This is a genomic window from Mucilaginibacter sp. OK283 (assembly GCF_900110415.1).
Lineage (GTDB): Bacteria > Bacteroidota > Bacteroidia > Sphingobacteriales > Sphingobacteriaceae > Mucilaginibacter.
The window spans coordinates 327,045-344,929 of the sequence record NZ_FODR01000006.1 but is presented as its reverse complement, the minus strand read 5'-3'; the positions used below and the strand labels follow the sequence as shown (position 1 = coordinate 344,929).

Genomic DNA, 17,885 nt, shown 5'->3' with positions numbered 1-17,885 from the left:
GGGCAAATATCACTATTTTTAAATGGTAATTAAAAAAAACAGTTTGCCTGTGCCAAATTTAACATTTATTAACTTTTTTAGAACAAGATATTCGGACTCAAAAATGTCCTGCAAAATCTATTACCAATGAAAATTTTTATCTTACCATAAATAATACTTATTTTGTTGCGATGCAAAAAATCTACCCATTTCTGTCCATAAAATCATTTTTGTTAGCCGGCATCCTCCTGGTTTCGGTTCAAGGGGTTAAGGCACAATCAACCTATCTGCCAAACTCCTACCAGCTGTACCAAAAGTTCAATGCCGATATTTATTCAACAAAAACAGCGTTTCATAGTTCCATGCGCCCATTTTTGATAGATAGCATTATCCAGCACAGCTATGATTCGGTTATGAATGTTGGGGTGAACCCCAACAGTAAAAGCTGGGCTACACGCAAATTATTGAATGAACACCTTTTTGAAGTTAAAAGGCCCAATTACACTTTTTACGGCGATATCCTCCTGGATTTGGATGTAAGTAAAGATTTTAGCGCAAAAACAGGCGGTCCTGCCCAAACGTTTTCGTCCCAGGGGCAGTTAGCCAGCCTTACGGTAAACTCAAGTATTTATTTAAATACCCGCGGGTATCAATTTGGTGGTACCATTGGTAAAAACTTTTCATTTTACACCAGTGGTTATGAAAACGAGGCAAAATTCCCTACCTATTATAATACGGTTGTTAATGCCAACGGCTTTATACCGGGGCTGGCTTATCAGCGCTATTATGGCATAACTAAAGGCCTGGCAGATTGGTCGTATGTCACAGCAATCCTATCTTATAACGTAACAAAAAATATCAATGTTACCCTGGGCGAGGATAAAATGTTTATAGGCGATGGTTACCGATCTCTATTGTTGTCAGATTATGCAGCCAATATGCCCCTGTTAAGGGTGACCGCCAACCTGGGTAAGCATGTGCAGTATATGGCAACCTGGGCTTATATAGAAGACCTGAAAGAAACAAAATTCGACACCTTTGGCAGCAACCGCCGCAAATGGGCATTTTTTCATTATATCGACTGGAACGTGAGCAACCGGGTATCCTTCGGTTTCTTTAACGCGCTTATTTCGCCCGAAGCCGATGCAAACGGCAACAGGCGCGGTTTTGATGCCAACATGATAAACCCGATTTTCTTCTCCAGTTCGTTGGGGCCATCTCAACAACCTAAAGACAATACGTTGGTTGGTTTTACAGGTAAATATAAAATTTCGGATAAAACCGCGCTGTATGCCCAGTTATTGATTGACAGGTTTAAGGCCAGTAATTTTTTCTCAGGCAATAATGCCGATAATACTAATGGCGTACAAGTCGGTATCCGCGGCGCCGATCTTTTTGCTGTAAAGCGCTTTAACTACCTTTTTGAGTTTAATACCGTTAAACCGTATACTTACCAAAATGCCAATACCATAAGCAGCTACAATTTTTACGGCGATCCATTAGCACATCCATATGGCGCAAATTTCAGGGAGGCTTTGGGCATTCTGAACTACTCTTTTGGAAGGATTGACCTGCAAGGACAAATAAACTATGCCAAATATGGTACAGATACATTAAAAAGCATAAACAACGGCAAAATAGTGAACAAACCATTTGTACCAACGGCAACTACTACTACCAATGTTGGCCAGGGATTGAGCACCCAGCTTTACTATGCCGAAGGCACAATTTCATTTTTAATTAACCCTAAATATAATCTCCGTTTTGAATTAAGCGGCTTGTACCGCCAGGAAAAAAGCGCGAAAGCTGATAATAAAACAACGATGGTTACTTTTGGGTTAAGAAGCTCATTCAGGAATTTGTATCATGATTTTTAAATCATAACCCAGAGATTTTACAAAATTGATATTTTGATATTATAAAAACGCGATGCTTAATTGTATCGCGTTTTTTTGTGCCTATTAAAGTTATTGTTCTCTTTTTTGTGCGCTAAATGCCAAACCAACCGCAATGCCCAAAGATATACCTATAGCTACGTTGTGGAGTGCCAGGCCTATCGCAATACCCATTGCTAAATGCGATGAGTTAATGTTTTTAATTTACTTATAACAAATTTTTCATGCTGACATGCCTTTGTCATTAAGGCCTGATAAATTTGTAATATAACTAAAATACTATCAATGAAAGATAATCCTTTAGCCCGGTTGCGAATTCATAACCAGTACATTAGCAGCCCTGTTTTTAGCAAGCCGGAGGATGTTGTTAAAAACATGCTGGCTATGCAGGCCCAGGATTACGCAGGGGCCAAATGGGCCATTGGGATACGTATGACCTCGGCAAAAGAAAGTATTGTTGAACAAGCTATCACTGATGGCCGCATATTGCGCACCCATCTGCTAAGGCCTACCTGGCACTTTGTTGCGCCCGACGATATCCGTTGGATACTGGCGCTTACTGCACCCCGTATACATGCCATTAACGCAGGGATGTATAAAAAATTCGAACTGGATAGTATTGTATTTAACAAAGCTAACGGGGTATTTATACAAGCCATGCAAGGCAATAAACAACTCACCCGAGCAGAATTAACCGATGCGCTAACCAGAAATCATATCCCAACCGACGAGTTACGCTTTACCCTTTTACTGATGCATGCCGAACTTGACGGCGTTATTTGCAGTGGTGGCCGCATTGGTAAACAATTTACATACGCGCTGCTTGATGACCGAGCACCGGCAACCCCATTGCTAACCCACGACGAAGCGCTAACTAAACTGGCAACGGGCTTTTTTAATACGCGGGGGCCAGCTACCGTACACGATTTTGCCAACTGGTCGGGGCTTACTATTGCAGACGCCGGTACCGGTCTTGAAAATATAAAAGAGCACCTAATAAGCGAAGTGATTGACGGAAAGACATATTGGATGCCCCATCATACAGCAACTACTTCAACTAAAAATAAAGCGTACCTGCTGCCCGCGTTTGATGAATTTGCCATAGCCTATAAAGATCGCGACGCGTTGGTTGCGCCCAAATACAGGGAGCAGGCCAGGTATGTAATTTTCGATCCGGTAATAGTGATAGATAACCAGGTTGTTGGCAACTGGAAGCGGACAATTAAAACAAATACCGTTGATATTAATTATAACCTATTTGGCGATTTCAATAAGACACAGGGTAAAGCATTAGAGGCTGCCGCAAAAAAGTACAAGAATTTTTTATTATAAATGCGTTGTTTAAGGGGGGATAAAATCATTGTGACTCCCCCATTTGCGCAAAAAAAACGCGGTTGGGAAAATTGTCCATGTACTAACGAAATTCATCCATGTTACAGCTTTGCTGCTGTGTGCACTTTTGTATTGTCAATAACGACAAACAAAAACATACTACAATGGCACGTTTAAAAGCATTAAATCCTGACGAAGCTACAGGCAAAACAAAAGAATTATTTTCTGCAATACAAAGTAAATTGGGTGTTGTACCCAACATGATGAGCACCATGGGCAATTCATCGGCCTTGTTAGAAGGTTACCTGAACTTTAGCGGGGCACTGGCACATGGCAAGCTTGGAGCAAAAACCGGTGAGCTGCTGGCTATGGCCGTATCCGAAAAAAACAATTGTGATTACTGTTTATCTGCACATACCTATATAGGCGAAAAGCTGGCACATATTGACGCTGCAACTTTAACCGATGCCCGTAACTCGAATAACCATGATGCTAAAACAGCAGTGGCTTTGCAATTTGCAACTATTTTAACAGCTAAACAAGGCCTTGTAAATGATGCCGACGTTGAAGCGGTAAAAGCCGCAGGCTTCACCGATGGTGAGATAGGCGAAATTGTTGGTCACGTTGCACTAAATGTTCTGACCAACTATTTTAATAATACCGCCAAAACCGACATTGATTTCCCGGTGGTAAACGCTTATAACTCTGTTGAAGCCTTGTAAAAAGAATCAAGAATCAAGAATTAAGACAGCTCCAGGTATTTTTTCAGCATAATTAAAAAGAATTAAGTGCCGGCGATCAATAATTAGACAGGTGCAGTTTTTTCATCTTGATTCTTGACTCTTGATTCTCGCCTCTCTTTCACTACTTTTATCAAGTTTAAAACAACGACATCATGGAAAACAAACGCTATCCCCTCCCTCCTTTTAACATGGAAACAGCACAGCAGAAAGTGCAGGCTGCCGAGGATGCCTGGAATACCCGCGATCCTGAAAAGGTGAGCCTTGCCTATACCATTGATACTGAATGGCGCAACCGCACCGATTTTATAAATGGCCGCGAAGAAGTTAAACAGTTTTTAACCCGGAAATGGGAGAAAGAACTGGATTATAAATTAAAGAAAGAACTTTGGGGTTTCCGCGAAAACCGTATGGCTGTAAGGTTTGAGTACGAATGGCACGACCACACCGGCCAGTGGTACCGCAGCTATGGCAACGAACTTTGGGAATTTGACGAGAACGGCTATATGCAAAAACGTTTTGCCAGCATTAACGATATGCCTATTGCCGAAACCGACAGGAAACTGTTTTAAAACCAGGGTTATGAATTACGCGCAAATTGCTTTTACCGATGCCGTAAAGGGTTTCCAGGAACGCTACGGCAGCCGGGCCGGTTATGCACGGCAGCAGGAATTTAAATACACTGATGGTTTTACCGAAGCCGAAGAGGATTTTATAAGCCGGCAGGATAATTTTTACATGTCAACTATTAGCGAAAGTGGTTATCCTTATATACAGTTTCGCGGCGGACCAAAAGGCTTTTTAAAGGTGTTGGATCATGAAACACTGGGCTTTATTGATTTTGGAGGCAATAAGCAATACATATCCGCAGGTAATTTGGCTACCCACAATAAAGTAGCCTTGTTCTTGTTGGACCAGGCCGCAAAAGCCCGGCTTAAGATTTTTGCAGAAGCAAGTATTTTAGATATCGATAATAACGCCGAATTGTATGATAAGCTAAACCTGCCGGATTATAAATTTAAGCCCGAAAGGATCATTATATTAAAGGTAACAGCTTACGATTGGAACTGCCCGCAACATATTACCCCACGGTATACCCTTGAGGAGATTCAACATGAGTTTGCGGCCCAACACGAATACATCAATAAATTGAGAGCCGAAAACCACGCTCTTAAAGCACAGTTAGCATCAAAATAAATGACCGACAACCAAAATACTTTTACCCTGGTTGATCCTTTAACCGGGAACCTTGCCTTTAAACTTTTTTTATTTGAGGATAACAGCTATTTCGACCATTTACAGCGTAATAATTATTTTTCGGTTATCTGGGTAAAAGAGGGATCGGGCAGGTTAAAATCTGATTTTTCGGAATATAGCTTTGAAAAGGACAACCTGCTTGCGTTTACGCCCTATCAGCCCTTTATGCTTTCTACAGCGCAGGCTATTAACGGCGTAGCTATTCAGTTTCACCCCGATTTTTTTTGTATCCATAAGCATCATAAAGAGGTATCGTGCAGTGGTATTTTGTTTGACAATATTTACCATCCGCCATATATAAAAATCGACGCCACCAGTGCCGCTACCTTTGATATGGTGATAAACCAGGTAAAAGCCGAAATGCAAAACAAGGGCATAGCCCAATTTGATATCCTGGTATCGTATCTGAAAATTTTCTTGATCACTGCTTCCCGCCTAAAATCCGAACAGCAGGTGTTGGACAGGGATCCCGACAAAATAAATAAAGAACCGTTTGTTTTGCAAAGCCTTCAAGATGCCATCGAAATGCATTACAAAACCAAGCACAGCGCGAGCGATTATGCCGATATGCTCAACATTTCGGCAAAAGCGCTGGCCCGCATCACCAAAAGCCATTTTAATAAAACCATCAGTAACCTGATTGCCGAACGCATTATCATCGAGGCCAAACGCGAGTTGTATTTAACCAATAAGCCCGTAAAAGAAATAGCATGGGAACTGGGATATGAAGACGAATATTATTTCAGCCGGTTTTTTAAAACCAATGCCGATGTATCGCCGCAAATGTACCGGGATACAGTAGGATTTGGCAGGGCAAGTGACAATCAGCTGGTAAATTAAAAACTAATCCATTTATATTTGGTTTGATTTTTAAAACATCAACTACCATGCCCGAGCTACCCGATCTGCAGGCTTTCAGCCACAACCTTGATAAAAAACTTAGTGGTAAAACCGTTAAGAATGTTGTTATAGTTAATGCCAAAAAGCTTAATGTAACCCATAAACAGTTAAAAGACACCCTTGAAGGCCAAAAGCTGGATAAGGTGTACCGCGAGGGCAAAGAGCTTTATTTAAAATTCGGCAAAGGTGATATACTTGCCCTGCACCTGATGCTGCACGGCAAGTTGTTTTTGTTTGATGGAAAAAACGAAAATAAATATCCCATCATCGAATTACATTTTACCGATGGTACCGGCCTGGTGCTAACTGACTTCCAGGGAATCGCCAATCCAACCTTAAACCCTGAAGAAAAAGAATCGCCGGATGCCATGGCAATTAATGCCGATTTTTTGAAAACACGGTTAGTTAAAACCAAAACCAACATAAAAACTGTTCTATTAGATCAAAAGATCATCCGGGGTATAGGCAATGCCTACGCCGACGAAATATTGTGGCATGCGGGCATCTCCCCTTTTTCGGTAAGTAACAAAATACCCGAAGCGAGGCTTAATGATCTTACTGATTCAATTCATCGTGTTTTAAAAGATGCTGAAAAGGCGATCCTTAAATCAAATCCGGACATCATTAACGGTGAGGTTCGCGATTTTATGCTGATCCATAACTCAAAGAAAACCCACAGCCCAAAAGGCGCAGAAATCAAGGTAAAAGAAGGCTCAAGGAAAACTTATTATACAGATGAGCAGGAGTTATTTGAGTAGCTTGCGGGCTGTATACAGAATCGCGGCCTATGTTGTCTACTTGTATAGTTCAATATTGCTTATGAACAAATTGCATTATTTTTTAACCATTTTATAATGCCTCATCCCAGCTTCTTCAAACTCTGACCCCGACTGCACAAAACCAAACCTGGTATATAGTGATACTGCCTGTACCTGCGCGTGCAGGTAAATGTAATCTGCGTCGGCCGGCAAGGCCTCCAGCGCCGCTGTTACAAGGGTCTGGCCAATACCCAGCCCCCGGAATTTTTGTAGTACAGCAAATCGTTCCAATTTATAGCCTTTTTCGGTTTTCCTAAAGCGGCAGGCACCGGCCGGTTCTCCATTCACTGTTGCCAAAAAATGTGTGGATTCCTCATCAAATTCAGCCTCAAGCTCGGGGGGGCAATCCTGGCCAATAACAAATACTTCATATCTGATGGCCGATGCCTTATCCAGTTCTGTTTGTTCAATTACTTTTTTTACTTCGATTTTTGATGGCATTGATGTAATGTGGGCTTGCTTTAAGGTGCTCTAATTTGCTGTTATGGTTTGCGGCGGCCGCGTCAATCGAATGCGTGCAGGTGATATCATCTTCCAATTCTGCAAGTTCAGATAACTGTACATAAAACTTATGCAACTGATCAAGCTCCAGCTCATTCAAGTCTTCGATATCAACCATCCGGTTACTTGCACCCTGGTGCGAGGCCAGCAATTCATTCAGTTTTAAATGTATGGCTTTTGAATCTTTATTTTGTGATTTTTGGATCAAAAAAACCATTAAAAAAGTAACTATTGTTGTACCGGTATTAATAATAAGCTGCCAGGTATTGGAGTACTGAAAAATGGGCCCAGTTACTCCCCATATGATGATGATAGATACCGCGCCTATAAAGGCAGCGGAACTTCCGGTAGCGATAGTTGCCCAGTTGGCAAACCTTTCAAACAGATTTTTTTTCTTTTTTTTTGCCTTAGCCATTTTGTAGATGTTACTTAGTGATCATTTTGGCTAAACAACAAAGCGCCGGTACATTTGTTGCACCGGCGCTTTAATAGTTTTAAATTGGTTATTTATAGTTTGCTTGTGGCATCGATACAATTAAGATCTTCGAAAGCCGCCGCAAGTCTTTTAACAAAATTTTCTTCGCCTTTACGTAACCATACGCGCGGATCATAATATTTTTTGTTTGGAGAATCTTCGCCATCAGGGCTGCCAATTTGCGATTGCAGATATCCTTCTTTTGATTTATAGTAATCTTTAATACCTTCCCAGTATGCCCATTGCATATCGGTATCAATATTCATTTTAACAGCACCATATGAAATAGCCTCGCGGATTTCTTCCTGGCTTGAACCAGAACCGCCGTGGAATACAAAGTTGATAGGTTTTTCTTCGGTTAAGTTGAATTTTTGTTTTACATACTCTTGTGAGTTATGCAAAATAACCGGCTGCAATTTAACGTTGCCTGGTTTGTACACACCATGTACGTTACCAAAAGCAGCTGCCACTGTAAAACGTGGGCTCACTTTTAATAAATGCTCATATGAGTAAGAAACCTCTTCTGGCTGGGTGTATAAACGCGAACTGTCAACATCAGAGTTGTCAACGCCGTCTTCTTCGCCACCGGTAACACCTAATTCAATTTCAAGAGTCATGCCCATTTTGGCCATACGCTCCAGGTATTTAGCAGATATCTCGATATTTTCTTCGATAGGTTCTTCAGAAAGATCAAGCATGTGCGATGAAAAAAGTGGCTTGCCTGTTTCGGCAAAAAACTTCTCGCCATAATCTAACAGGCCGTCAATCCATGGTAATAATTTTTTTGCGGCATGGTCGGTATGCAAAATTACGGCAACGCCGTAATGTTCGGCCAGCAAGTGAACATGCTTTGCAGCTGATACACCACCTAAAATACAGGCTTGCAGTTTTGAATTATCTAATGATTTGCCGGCGTAAAATTGCGCACCGCCATTTGAAAGCTGAATAATAACCGGGGAATTTACCAGCTTAGCTGTTTCCATAACTGCGTTAATAGTATTGGTACCTATAACGTTTACCGCCGGCAAAGCAAACTGATGCTTTTTAGCTGCTTCAAACAGTTCCTGCACCTGATCGCCGTGCAGAACACCTTTATAATTTTTTAAATCCATGAGCTTTTATTTGGGCCTCGAAGTTATAAAATTTCTTTGTTTTTGATAAGAAATGTTACTATTAATAGTTGAATATTAACATTTTGTTCAGTTATATAAGCAAAGTATATTAAAACGATAGTTTTAAGGGGATAAAAAGTAACAAAAGGGCAAAATTTAATTAAATCCTATGCTTTTTTTATCATTTTCATAATATTTGGTTAATCTTAAAGGCAGCCGCCTAATCAATTTACATAGTCCGTACCCGCATCCAGGTCGCTAAAATCATGATTATAAGGCATTGGCCCATCATATTGGATCAACCCGAACACTTGCTGGCTAACCACGCGCTGCAGGCAAATGTCTATAAGAGTAGTTGAATTGGGTTGTATAACTTTTTTCAAAAATTCATCCGCGGCGTTTATTTCAAATGGCACATATTTAATAAATCCATTATCCGGCCGCGGATTTACAATGAGGCCCAACTTTTTTGCTCCCGGTAATGCCGGCCGTAATTCTTTCCCATCATATTTAATACCTGCACAACCATTCATCACATCATGATTAACAAAGTAGGTTACTGTTTGCGGCGATATACTATTTCGCTGTCTGTCGGCAAAAAAGCCCTCGGGCAGATGATTGGGATCTGCATTGTCGCCGGCGGTAAAAATAAGGTCATAATCTGTTACCGGGTAATCCTCCGAATCATGAATCCTGAAAATTACCATCGAAAACCTATCGTGAATAAAATACCTGTCGTGCAGGAAAAAGCCCTCAGATACTTTCTCCACCTGTTCCACTGCCTGAACCTCATCTGTTTGGGCAGCAAATGCATCAATAAGGGTATCATAATCATTTATATTATTAACCTTAATGCAATCCAATATCGCTTCAATTAATGCAGCGCTTTCTGCGGAATCATCTTTCCAGTCTTCTTTGGGGCTGGCCATAACTCCCATGGTGGTGCCCGAGTGAGCTTTCCATTTAACCACCCTGAAGGCTGTTTTAGGGGCAGTATCAAACTCGACTGTCATCGCCTCTGGCGTATCTTTACCATCGGTATTAACAACTGGCCCTTGCTTTACACTCACATAAGTAGCATTTAAATTAGCCGCGGCCGATCTTACCACCCCATCGGAACCCAGTTCGCCGGTGTACGAATTAAGGTTATCATAAAACGCGCGGTCGATAGACTGTCCTATGATGCTAAACGGAAAAATACCGTTTTCGCCAATCTCCCCTCCTTTTCCTTTTATCCATTTCTCATTCAAGTCCCATGATTTATCGCTGCCAAGTTCGAGCCAGTTAAGCACGCCTTGTCCCGGCTCCACTTTCTCAAACCATGATTTTAACCTGCTTATTTTACTTTTTCCTAATTGTGCCAAAGCCGAGCCAAAGTTGGCTGGCGCCAGCATAATCAAATGGCTCATAGGGCAAACAGGCGCACCTGGTTTATTATAATAAAAATCAAACCATTCCCTTACCACAGGGCCGCCTGTAGAATGGGTTATACAAACAAAACGATTATTTGCAAGTATCTCGGCCGATAACTGCTCCCGAACGGCATGTTCAAACGCCCTGGAAATATCATGTACCTGTACTTCATCATGAAAGCTGACATATTGCCCAAGGTAAATATCCTTAACTGTTACTGATGGGGCAATGCCGGCAGCTTCATTCCTTAAACGCAGGGGTAATTCGCCGTAGGTGTTAAGGTTGGTAACACTCCAGCCGTGAACAAACACAAGTACAAGGTTATCGGATTTCATAGGGTTAAAATTTAGGTAATTAAAAATATAATGTTACAAATTAAAAATGATACTATTTAATTTAAACGCCTTATTTTAAAGCAAATAGAATTATTTATCCAGATATGGTGAATAATGAGTGGGGAATCCTATGACTATGAAAAGGAGACTTTGAGAATTGCTTATACGAAAACGATTTCCACCACCTCTACCCTAATAAATTAAACAAAAAGAGGCTGTTCCCATACTTATGAGACAGCCTCAAAGAGGATAAACCCCGCTTTATATCGTTTCTGGATTACACGCCCAGGTCCTGCATAATGGCGTCAATCTTAGCATCCAATTGCTTGTCGGTGTCGGCATAAGCTTCTTTACTTGCCAGTTTACCGTTAACGCTGCAATAAAATTTAATCTTCGGCTCGGTACCTGATGGACGGGCAGATATTATGCTGCCATCTTCGGTAATAAACTGTAACACATCTGATGTAGGCAACTCTATTGCTTTGGTAGTGTTGGTATTCAGGTCGGTTTCTACCTGGAATTCATAATCCTTTAAGGTAACCACTTTCGATCCGCCTAAAGTGGCAGGCGGGTTTTTCCTGAATGTTTCCATCATGGCTTTTATTTCTTCGGCACCGGTTTTACCTTTTTTGGTTATCGATATCAGCTTCTCTTTGTAGAAACCATACTGCACGTAGGTATCAATCAGGGCTTCAAATAAACTACTGCCTTTGTCTTTGTAATAAGCTGTCATTTCGGCTATAAAGGCACTTGAAACAACAGCATCCTTATCGCGCACCAGTTCACCTATCAAATAACCGTAGCTTTCCTCGCCTCCACCAATAAAGGTTCGTTTGCCTTCAAAGTGGGTCATCAGTTCGCCTATGTACTTAAAGCCGGTTAATGTATTGTAACACGTTACATTTTTGGCTTTAGCTATCGCATCAATCAGGTTTGATGTTACAATGGTTTTAACAATATATTCTTTACCTGTAAGTTTGCCTTTATCTTCCCATGCGCTAAGCAGGTAATTAATAAGCATACTGCCGGTTTGGTTACCGTTAAGCAATATAAATTCGTTACTGGTATTTTTTACAGCTATCCCCACACGGTCGGCATCGGGGTCAGTTGCTAACACCAAATCTGCGTCAACTTCCCGTGCTTTTTTTAGTGCCAGTGTTAAAGCTTCTTTTTCCTCGGGGTTTGGATATACTACTGTTGGGAAGTTTCCGTCGGGCGTGGTTTGTTCATCTACCAGGATCACATTCTCAAAACCAAAGCGCTCCAACGCCTGTGGCACCAGGGTAATGCCTGTACCGTGGATTGGCGAATAAACAATTTTTAAATCTTTTTGGCGATCGATAGCCTCTGTCGAGATGGATAATTTAGTGATCCCTTCTAAATAAAGCTCGTCAACCTCCTCACCTATCTCCTCAATGTTTGCATCAACGCGGCTGAATTTAATATCGTCGATACTGGCTATTTTAGCAACTTCGTCCATAACCGCTTTATCATGCGGCGATACAAACTGGCCGCCATCGGCGCCATATGCTTTGTAACCGTTGTACTCTTTAGGGTTATGCGATGCAGTCAGCATCACCCCGCTTTTGCAACCAAAGTGGCGTACGGCAAACGAAAGCTCGGGTGTTGGGCGCAACGCCTTAAAAAAATAAACATGGATATCATTGGCCGAAAATACCTCGGCGGTAATGTTCGAAAATAAGTCGGCGTTGTTGCGGCTATCGTGCGCTATAGCTACTTTAATTTTTTGGCCTGGGTAGGTTTTTTTAAGGTAGTTTGCCAGACCCTGGGTAGCTGCACCAATAGTGTACTTATTAATACGGTTTGAGCCTGGGCCCATGGTACCACGCAAACCACCGGTACCAAATTCCAGGTCGCGGTAAAACGAGTCTGTTAACTCGGTATATGCTTTATTGTCTAATAAGGTTTGAATTTCCTGTTTAACATCGGCATCGTAATTTCCTTCGAGCCAGGTGTTTACTTTTTTTAGGATGGATGGGTCTAAGTCCTGCATTGGTATAGTATTTAAAAGATGATTGGGTTAACCAGTGGTTGTAACAAATATGGTAATAAAATGTGTGTTTAAATCACGATCAAAAAAATCTGCTGGTTTAAAATTCCCCATATCGTTACGGCGATAAATGTAATATTTTCTGCAATTATCTTTCATTATAAAAACATTAATTCCGGCAGCTTATAAATTATAGTTTCTCAAATTCGCCCAAATGCGTCCTTGCTGCATTGAAATAAAAGAAGTGGCATGGGTAAAATCCCAACCTCGGGCCACGCTCAACTAAGCCATCATCTGGTATAACGTTTAGGCGATAGTAAATTTTGCATGATATAGCGCAGCCAGCCTTACCAACAGAAAGTTAAGCGGCTTCGTCCTTATCTGTACTCCGGATTTACAAGTAAGCTTGACGGAAATATTAAAACACAACGAGCTTTTAAACAAAGTCAAATAATGTTAATCACTTTATAATAAATAGTTTATGTATTCTATGTGATATGTTACTTTTAGCCAAATCGCCTTTGAACGCTATTTTATGGAATGACAAATGAAGTTAAAAAATATCTCCCGGGCAAAGCAACAATAACACAACATCCGGCGTCATTTAGCATTGATCTGCACCCCAAAAAATCAGTTGCAGCCCCGCTTTGTAATCCAAATGTAATCATCAGTAAAAACATTATTTTTATTTTGGAATGATCATTCCAGTTTTATTATCTTTGAGTCATCAAACAAAAAACAGTTATTAAAAAATAAAACAATGAGCAATTTAACAAACAAAGTAGCCGTAGTTACAGGTGGTAACAGCGGCATAGGATACGCCACCGCAAAAGAGTTGGCAGCCAAAGGTGCACAGGTAATTATTACCGGGCGTAATGCCGCCACAGTAAGTAAAGCAGCCGAAGAACTGGGTGTAACCGGTATAGTATCCGATCAGGCTAAGTTAAACCAGATAGACACCCTGATTGCCCAGGTGAAAGCACAATTTGGCAAAATAGATATACTATTTCTTAATGCCGGTGTAGCCTTGTTCAGCCCGATGGAAGTTGCAACCGAAGAGCATTATGATACCATGATGAATCTAAATGTAAAAGGCGTGTATTTCACCGTTCAAAAATTTCTACCTATTTTAAATGATGGCGGTTCTATCATATTCAACGCATCAGTTAACGCATCATTAGGCGCCCCCGATAGCAGTGTATATGCAGCAAGCAAGGCAGCCCTGCTATCATTCACTAAAGTATTTGCCCGCGAATTAGCCTCCCGTAAAATCCGTGTTAACTCCGTATCACCAGGCCCGGTTGAAACCCCGCTTTATGGTAAACTTGGCTTAACTGAAGAACAGGTTAGCGGCTTTGGATCTGTTTTAAGCCAAAGGGTTTTGCTTAACCGTTTTGGCAAATCAGAAGAAATTGCAAATGCGGTAAGGTTCCTTGCTTCCGACGATGCCTCATTTATAACCGGTACCGAGCTTGTTGTTGATGGTGGCTTAACTGTTAATGCACTTATTTATTAAAAAAAAAATCAAAAATTTACACCTATTTGGAATGAATATTCCAAATAGGTTTTTGTATTATTACAATTTAAACTATGGCCAGGAATAAAGATTTTGACGAAGATGAACTGCTTGGCAAAGCCGTTGAGTTGTTTTGGGATAAAGGGTATCATGCAACATCTGCCCAGGATTTGGTAGATGAATTGGGTATTAGCCGCTCAAGTTTATACAATACCTATACTGATAAAAAAACGCTGTTTTCAAAGGCCTTACGGCAGTACCAGGGCAAAAATACCGGCGCTGTACTTACATTACTCAACAATACCGAAAACCCGGCAGAAGCCATTAAACAGGTTCTGTATGGTGTGATCCGCGAAAGCGAAGAAGACAAATTTACCAAAGGCTGTTTTATGGTAAATACAGCCATCGAATTATCCAGCCACGATAAAGAGATTGCAGAACTGGTTTCTCAAAACAACCAAAGTGTGGAAGATGCGCTAACCAGCGCTATAGAGAAAGGCCAGCACCAGGGGCAGTTTAAAACCGCCCTGCCCGCCCGGGCACTGGCAAGGTTTATTTTTAGTACTATAAGTGGTTTAAGGGTATCGGCCCGTAGTGGGGTCGGCAGCAATGTATTGGAAGATATAGTGCGCGTGGCTTTATCGGCTTTGTAAGGGTCGCGCTTAATGAATGCCATTAAAGGTAAGGAATTAAGGTCGATTTAATATCGAAGACCGAATGTCCAATATTGAATATGAAGGAAAAACTTCAGAGTTGGGCATTCGAAATTCAGTGTTCGATATTAATTACCCTTCTGTTTCTCTTACCTTGACGATGGCTGTTCTTCGGCTCCTGTATTGGGCAACACAAGCACAAATATTTGGAGGAGGCTAAATTACGCCAATACATCAGTTTAATGTTAACCATGTAAAAAATATAAAATATTTATTATCAGATATTTATAAATTTAAAATCCGAAATATGTTAAGTTATGTTAACCCAATTAGATGTGTTTGTCCTGATAGCTTTCTGCCTTCCGCCTTAAGCATTTAGCTTTATTACTACCTTTGCGCCGATGGATTATTTTAAGAAGCTGCTCGATCTGCTGAACAAAGAAAAAGAAGAAGACCGCAGCGCCTACCTCAAGCTTACCGAAAACACATCTGCTGCAGATCGTCGTGCGCAGGGCCTCACCTGGTACCCTATCGCCATCAGGAATACCGAACCCGGCCGGGGCGATTACATCAATGTAGAGGTGGAACGTACCACCCACCAGGATATTTCGCACCAGTTACGCTTTGGTGTACCCGCCGCCTTATTCAGCAATCACGATCCTCAAAAAGATCGTGTGGATGGCACTATTACCTACCAGGGCGGTAACAGGCTCAAAATTACCTTATATACCGACGAACTGCCCGATTGGGCCCGCGACGGCAAACTGGGCATCGACCTGCTATTTGATAATAACAGTTATGACGAAATGTTCAAGGCCATTAAACAAGCATCGGCCTTGGGCGAAAAACCGGAAGGCCGTTTGGTAAATATCCTCAGTGGCAAAACCTCCCCTGTTTTTGCTGATGCTGCCCAGCCATTAAATATTTCCCGTTTGAATACATCCCAACTGGCGGCAGTAAACAAAATAGTAACCGCGCAGGATCTGGCCATAATTCATGGGCCACCGGGCACCGGGAAAACCACCACACTGGTACAGGCTATTTGTTTGTTAGCTAAACAAACCCACAAACAAATTTTGGTGGTGGCCCCAAGCAATACCGCTGTTGACCTGCTGAGCGAAAAACTGGCCGACGAAGGTTTAAACGTATTAAGAATAGGCAACCCAAACCGGGTGTCCGAAAAACTGGTTTCGCTTACGCTGGATAGCAAAATGGCCGAACACGCTGATAATAAACTCATCCGTACGCTAAAAAAACAGGCCAGTGCCTATAAAGACATGGCGCACAAGTACAAGCGCAGCTTCGGCAAATCGGAACGCGACCAGCGCAAAGCCCTGTTTAACGAGGCGCACAAGATCATGAAAGATGTGGCCCTAACGGAGCAACACATTATTGACGACCTGGTGAGCAAAGCGCAGGTAATAACCGCCACTCTTGTTGGTTCCAACCACTACACCATCCGCGAAGTAAAATTTGAAACTGCGGTTATTGACGAAGCCGGCCAGGCCCTTGAACCTGCCTGCTGGATTCCTATCCTGAAAGCACAGAAAATAATTTTGGCCGGCGATCATTTGCAGCTGCCCCCTACCATTAAATCAAACGATGCTGCCCGTGCAGGCTTAAGCACTACTTTGTTAGAGAAATGCGTTGCCCTGCACCCCGAAGCTGTTGTTTTGTTGGATGAGCAATACCGGATGAACGAGTCCATCATGGGCTTTTCGTCCCGGGAGTTTTATGGCAATCAGTTAAAGGCTCATGCTTCCGTAGCAACACGATTATTGTTCAATGGCGATACGCCGGTTACTTTTATCGATACCGCCGGGGCCGGGTTTGAAGAGCAAGTAGCAGGCACCAGTACCTATAACCCGGATGAAGCAGCACTGCTCTTCAAACATCTAAACCGCCTGGTAACGGAGATTGACCCTACCGAAAAATTCCCATCGGTAGCCATTATATCGCCTTATAAAGAACAGATCAGGGTGCTGAATGAACAATTGCAGGCCAACCCGGAGCTGTTGCCTTATATCGATAATATCTCCGTTAATACCATCGACAGTTTCCAGGGGCAGGAACGCGATATGGTTTACATCAGCTTGGTGCGCAGCAATGCCAATGGCGAAATAGGGTTCCTCGCAGATATCCGCCGCATGAACGTAGCCATGACCCGCGCCCGTAAAAAACTGGTAGTTATAGGCGATAGCGCTACCCTAACCCGTTTACGGTTTTATGCTGATTTTGTGGAATATACCGAAAAGCTGGGCGGCTACCAAAGCGCCTGGGAGTATGTGTCAGATTAGCAGCCTGTCGTATATCGCCCTTAATCGGTCGGTTACACAGGTCATCGAATCAAATTACATACCGTAACTTTACCATAAAGAAAAAAGCTATTGATAAGCGATGATAAAGATTGCCCGCCCATATATTGAGGATGCACCCTCCTGGTACCCCTATTTTTTCGATTTAGCCAAAGGCGATGACCTCATTGAAGCATTGGAGGTTAACAAACAGCGAACAATTGACTTGATCAGGTCGATCTCATCATCAGCGGAAAATTACAGCTATGCCGGGGGTAAATGGACTATAAAGCAAGTGTTAATTCATCTCGCTGATGACGAGCGTTATTATGCCTACAAAGCTTTTTGCTGCTCGCGGCAGGTTGACGCATTATTAGAAGTGCCGCAGGGCAATGATTATAACAAAGATTTTAACGCGCAAAACCGCACCTTAACAGATATAGCCGAAGAACTGATAACCATAAGGGAAGCTACCATCAGCCTTTATAAACACATGACCGATGCCATGCTGGATTTCAAATTTGACAAACTGCCGGTTTATACCGCAAGAAGTGTGGGCTGGATGGTTGTTGGGCACAATGTTCACCATTGTAATATGTTGAAGGATATATATTTAAAATAGGAAAATGGTGATTATTTCCATAATTATATTTT

The 17,885-nt window shown here is 41.9% G+C and carries 16 protein-coding genes; 11 read left to right on the top strand and 5 right to left on the bottom strand.

Translation table 11 applies throughout. The features are described from left to right. Positions 1-170: 170 nt before the first annotated feature. The 7 genes from BMX56_RS16580 to BMX56_RS16550 all read left to right on the top strand — a co-directional run bounded on the left by BMX56_RS16580 (position 171) and on the right by BMX56_RS16550 (position 6,861). Positions 171-1,856, top strand: coding sequence for a capsule assembly Wzi family protein (locus BMX56_RS16580; protein ID WP_255369859.1), 1,686 nt, complete (start codon positions 171-173; stop codon positions 1,854-1,856). Between the two features lie 303 nt (positions 1,857-2,159). Next, entirely contained in the window at positions 2,160-3,206 is a 1,047-nt protein-coding gene (locus BMX56_RS16575; RefSeq protein ID WP_090650312.1) for a winged helix DNA-binding domain-containing protein, read from the top strand. A 164-nt stretch (positions 3,207-3,370) separates the two neighbouring features. Continuing rightward, positions 3,371-3,928, top strand: coding sequence for a carboxymuconolactone decarboxylase family protein (locus BMX56_RS16570; protein WP_090650310.1), 558 nt, complete (start codon positions 3,371-3,373; stop codon positions 3,926-3,928). Positions 3,929-4,101: 173 nt separating this feature from the next. Beyond that, complete coding sequence (locus BMX56_RS16565; RefSeq protein ID WP_090650307.1) at positions 4,102-4,518, top strand: nuclear transport factor 2 family protein; 417 nt, start codon at positions 4,102-4,104, stop codon at positions 4,516-4,518. A gap of 10 nt (positions 4,519-4,528) precedes the next feature. After that, a complete protein-coding gene (locus BMX56_RS16560) occupies positions 4,529-5,143 on the top strand; it encodes a pyridoxamine 5'-phosphate oxidase family protein (RefSeq protein WP_090650305.1) in 615 nt (204 codons plus the stop codon). After that, positions 5,144-6,043, top strand: coding sequence for a helix-turn-helix domain-containing protein (locus BMX56_RS16555; protein ID WP_090650302.1), 900 nt, complete (start codon positions 5,144-5,146; stop codon positions 6,041-6,043). A gap of 47 nt (positions 6,044-6,090) precedes the next feature. Next, positions 6,091-6,861 (top strand): DNA-formamidopyrimidine glycosylase family protein, encoded by a 771-nt coding sequence (locus BMX56_RS16550; RefSeq protein ID WP_090650474.1) that lies wholly within the window; start codon positions 6,091-6,093, stop codon positions 6,859-6,861. A gap of 75 nt (positions 6,862-6,936) precedes the next feature. Here BMX56_RS16550 and BMX56_RS16545 read toward each other — a convergent pair whose 3' ends face one another. From BMX56_RS16545 to BMX56_RS16525, 5 genes are all read right to left on the bottom strand, one after another. Beyond that, complete coding sequence (locus BMX56_RS16545; protein ID WP_090650300.1) at positions 6,937-7,362, bottom strand: GNAT family N-acetyltransferase; 426 nt, start codon at positions 7,360-7,362, stop codon at positions 6,937-6,939. After that, positions 7,328-7,837, bottom strand: a complete 510-nt coding sequence (locus tag BMX56_RS16540) for a low affinity iron permease family protein (protein WP_090650297.1) — start codon at positions 7,835-7,837, stop codon at positions 7,328-7,330. The genes BMX56_RS16545 and BMX56_RS16540 overlap by 35 nt, the downstream gene beginning before the upstream one ends. Positions 7,838-7,929: 92 nt before the next feature. Further along, on the bottom strand, positions 7,930-9,009 hold the full coding sequence (fbaA, locus tag BMX56_RS16535) for a class II fructose-bisphosphate aldolase (protein ID WP_090650295.1): 1,080 nt from the start codon (positions 9,007-9,009) through the stop codon (positions 7,930-7,932). 224 nt (positions 9,010-9,233) lie between these two features. Then, entirely contained in the window at positions 9,234-10,757 is a 1,524-nt protein-coding gene (locus tag BMX56_RS16530) for a lipase family protein (protein ID WP_090650292.1), read from the bottom strand. A gap of 277 nt (positions 10,758-11,034) precedes the next feature. Then, a complete protein-coding gene (locus BMX56_RS16525) occupies positions 11,035-12,771 on the bottom strand; it encodes a phospho-sugar mutase (RefSeq protein WP_090650289.1) in 1,737 nt (578 codons plus the stop codon). 757 nt (positions 12,772-13,528) lie between these two features. Between BMX56_RS16525 and BMX56_RS16520 the strand changes: the two genes are divergently transcribed. The 4 genes from BMX56_RS16520 to BMX56_RS16505 all read left to right on the top strand — a co-directional run bounded on the left by BMX56_RS16520 (position 13,529) and on the right by BMX56_RS16505 (position 17,853). Beyond that, the gene (locus BMX56_RS16520; protein ID WP_090650287.1) at positions 13,529-14,284 is read left to right on the top strand and encodes an SDR family oxidoreductase; all 756 of its coding nucleotides are present in this window, start codon (positions 13,529-13,531) and stop codon (positions 14,282-14,284) included. Between the two features lie 74 nt (positions 14,285-14,358). Further along, the gene (locus BMX56_RS16515; RefSeq protein WP_090650284.1) at positions 14,359-14,937 is read left to right on the top strand and encodes a TetR/AcrR family transcriptional regulator; all 579 of its coding nucleotides are present in this window, start codon (positions 14,359-14,361) and stop codon (positions 14,935-14,937) included. A gap of 401 nt (positions 14,938-15,338) precedes the next feature. Beyond that, positions 15,339-17,234, top strand: a complete 1,896-nt coding sequence (locus BMX56_RS16510; RefSeq protein WP_090650278.1) for an AAA domain-containing protein — start codon at positions 15,339-15,341, stop codon at positions 17,232-17,234. Between the two features lie 100 nt (positions 17,235-17,334). Next, positions 17,335-17,853, top strand: coding sequence for a DinB family protein (locus tag BMX56_RS16505; RefSeq protein WP_090650275.1), 519 nt, complete (start codon positions 17,335-17,337; stop codon positions 17,851-17,853). Positions 17,854-17,885 lie beyond the last annotated feature (32 nt).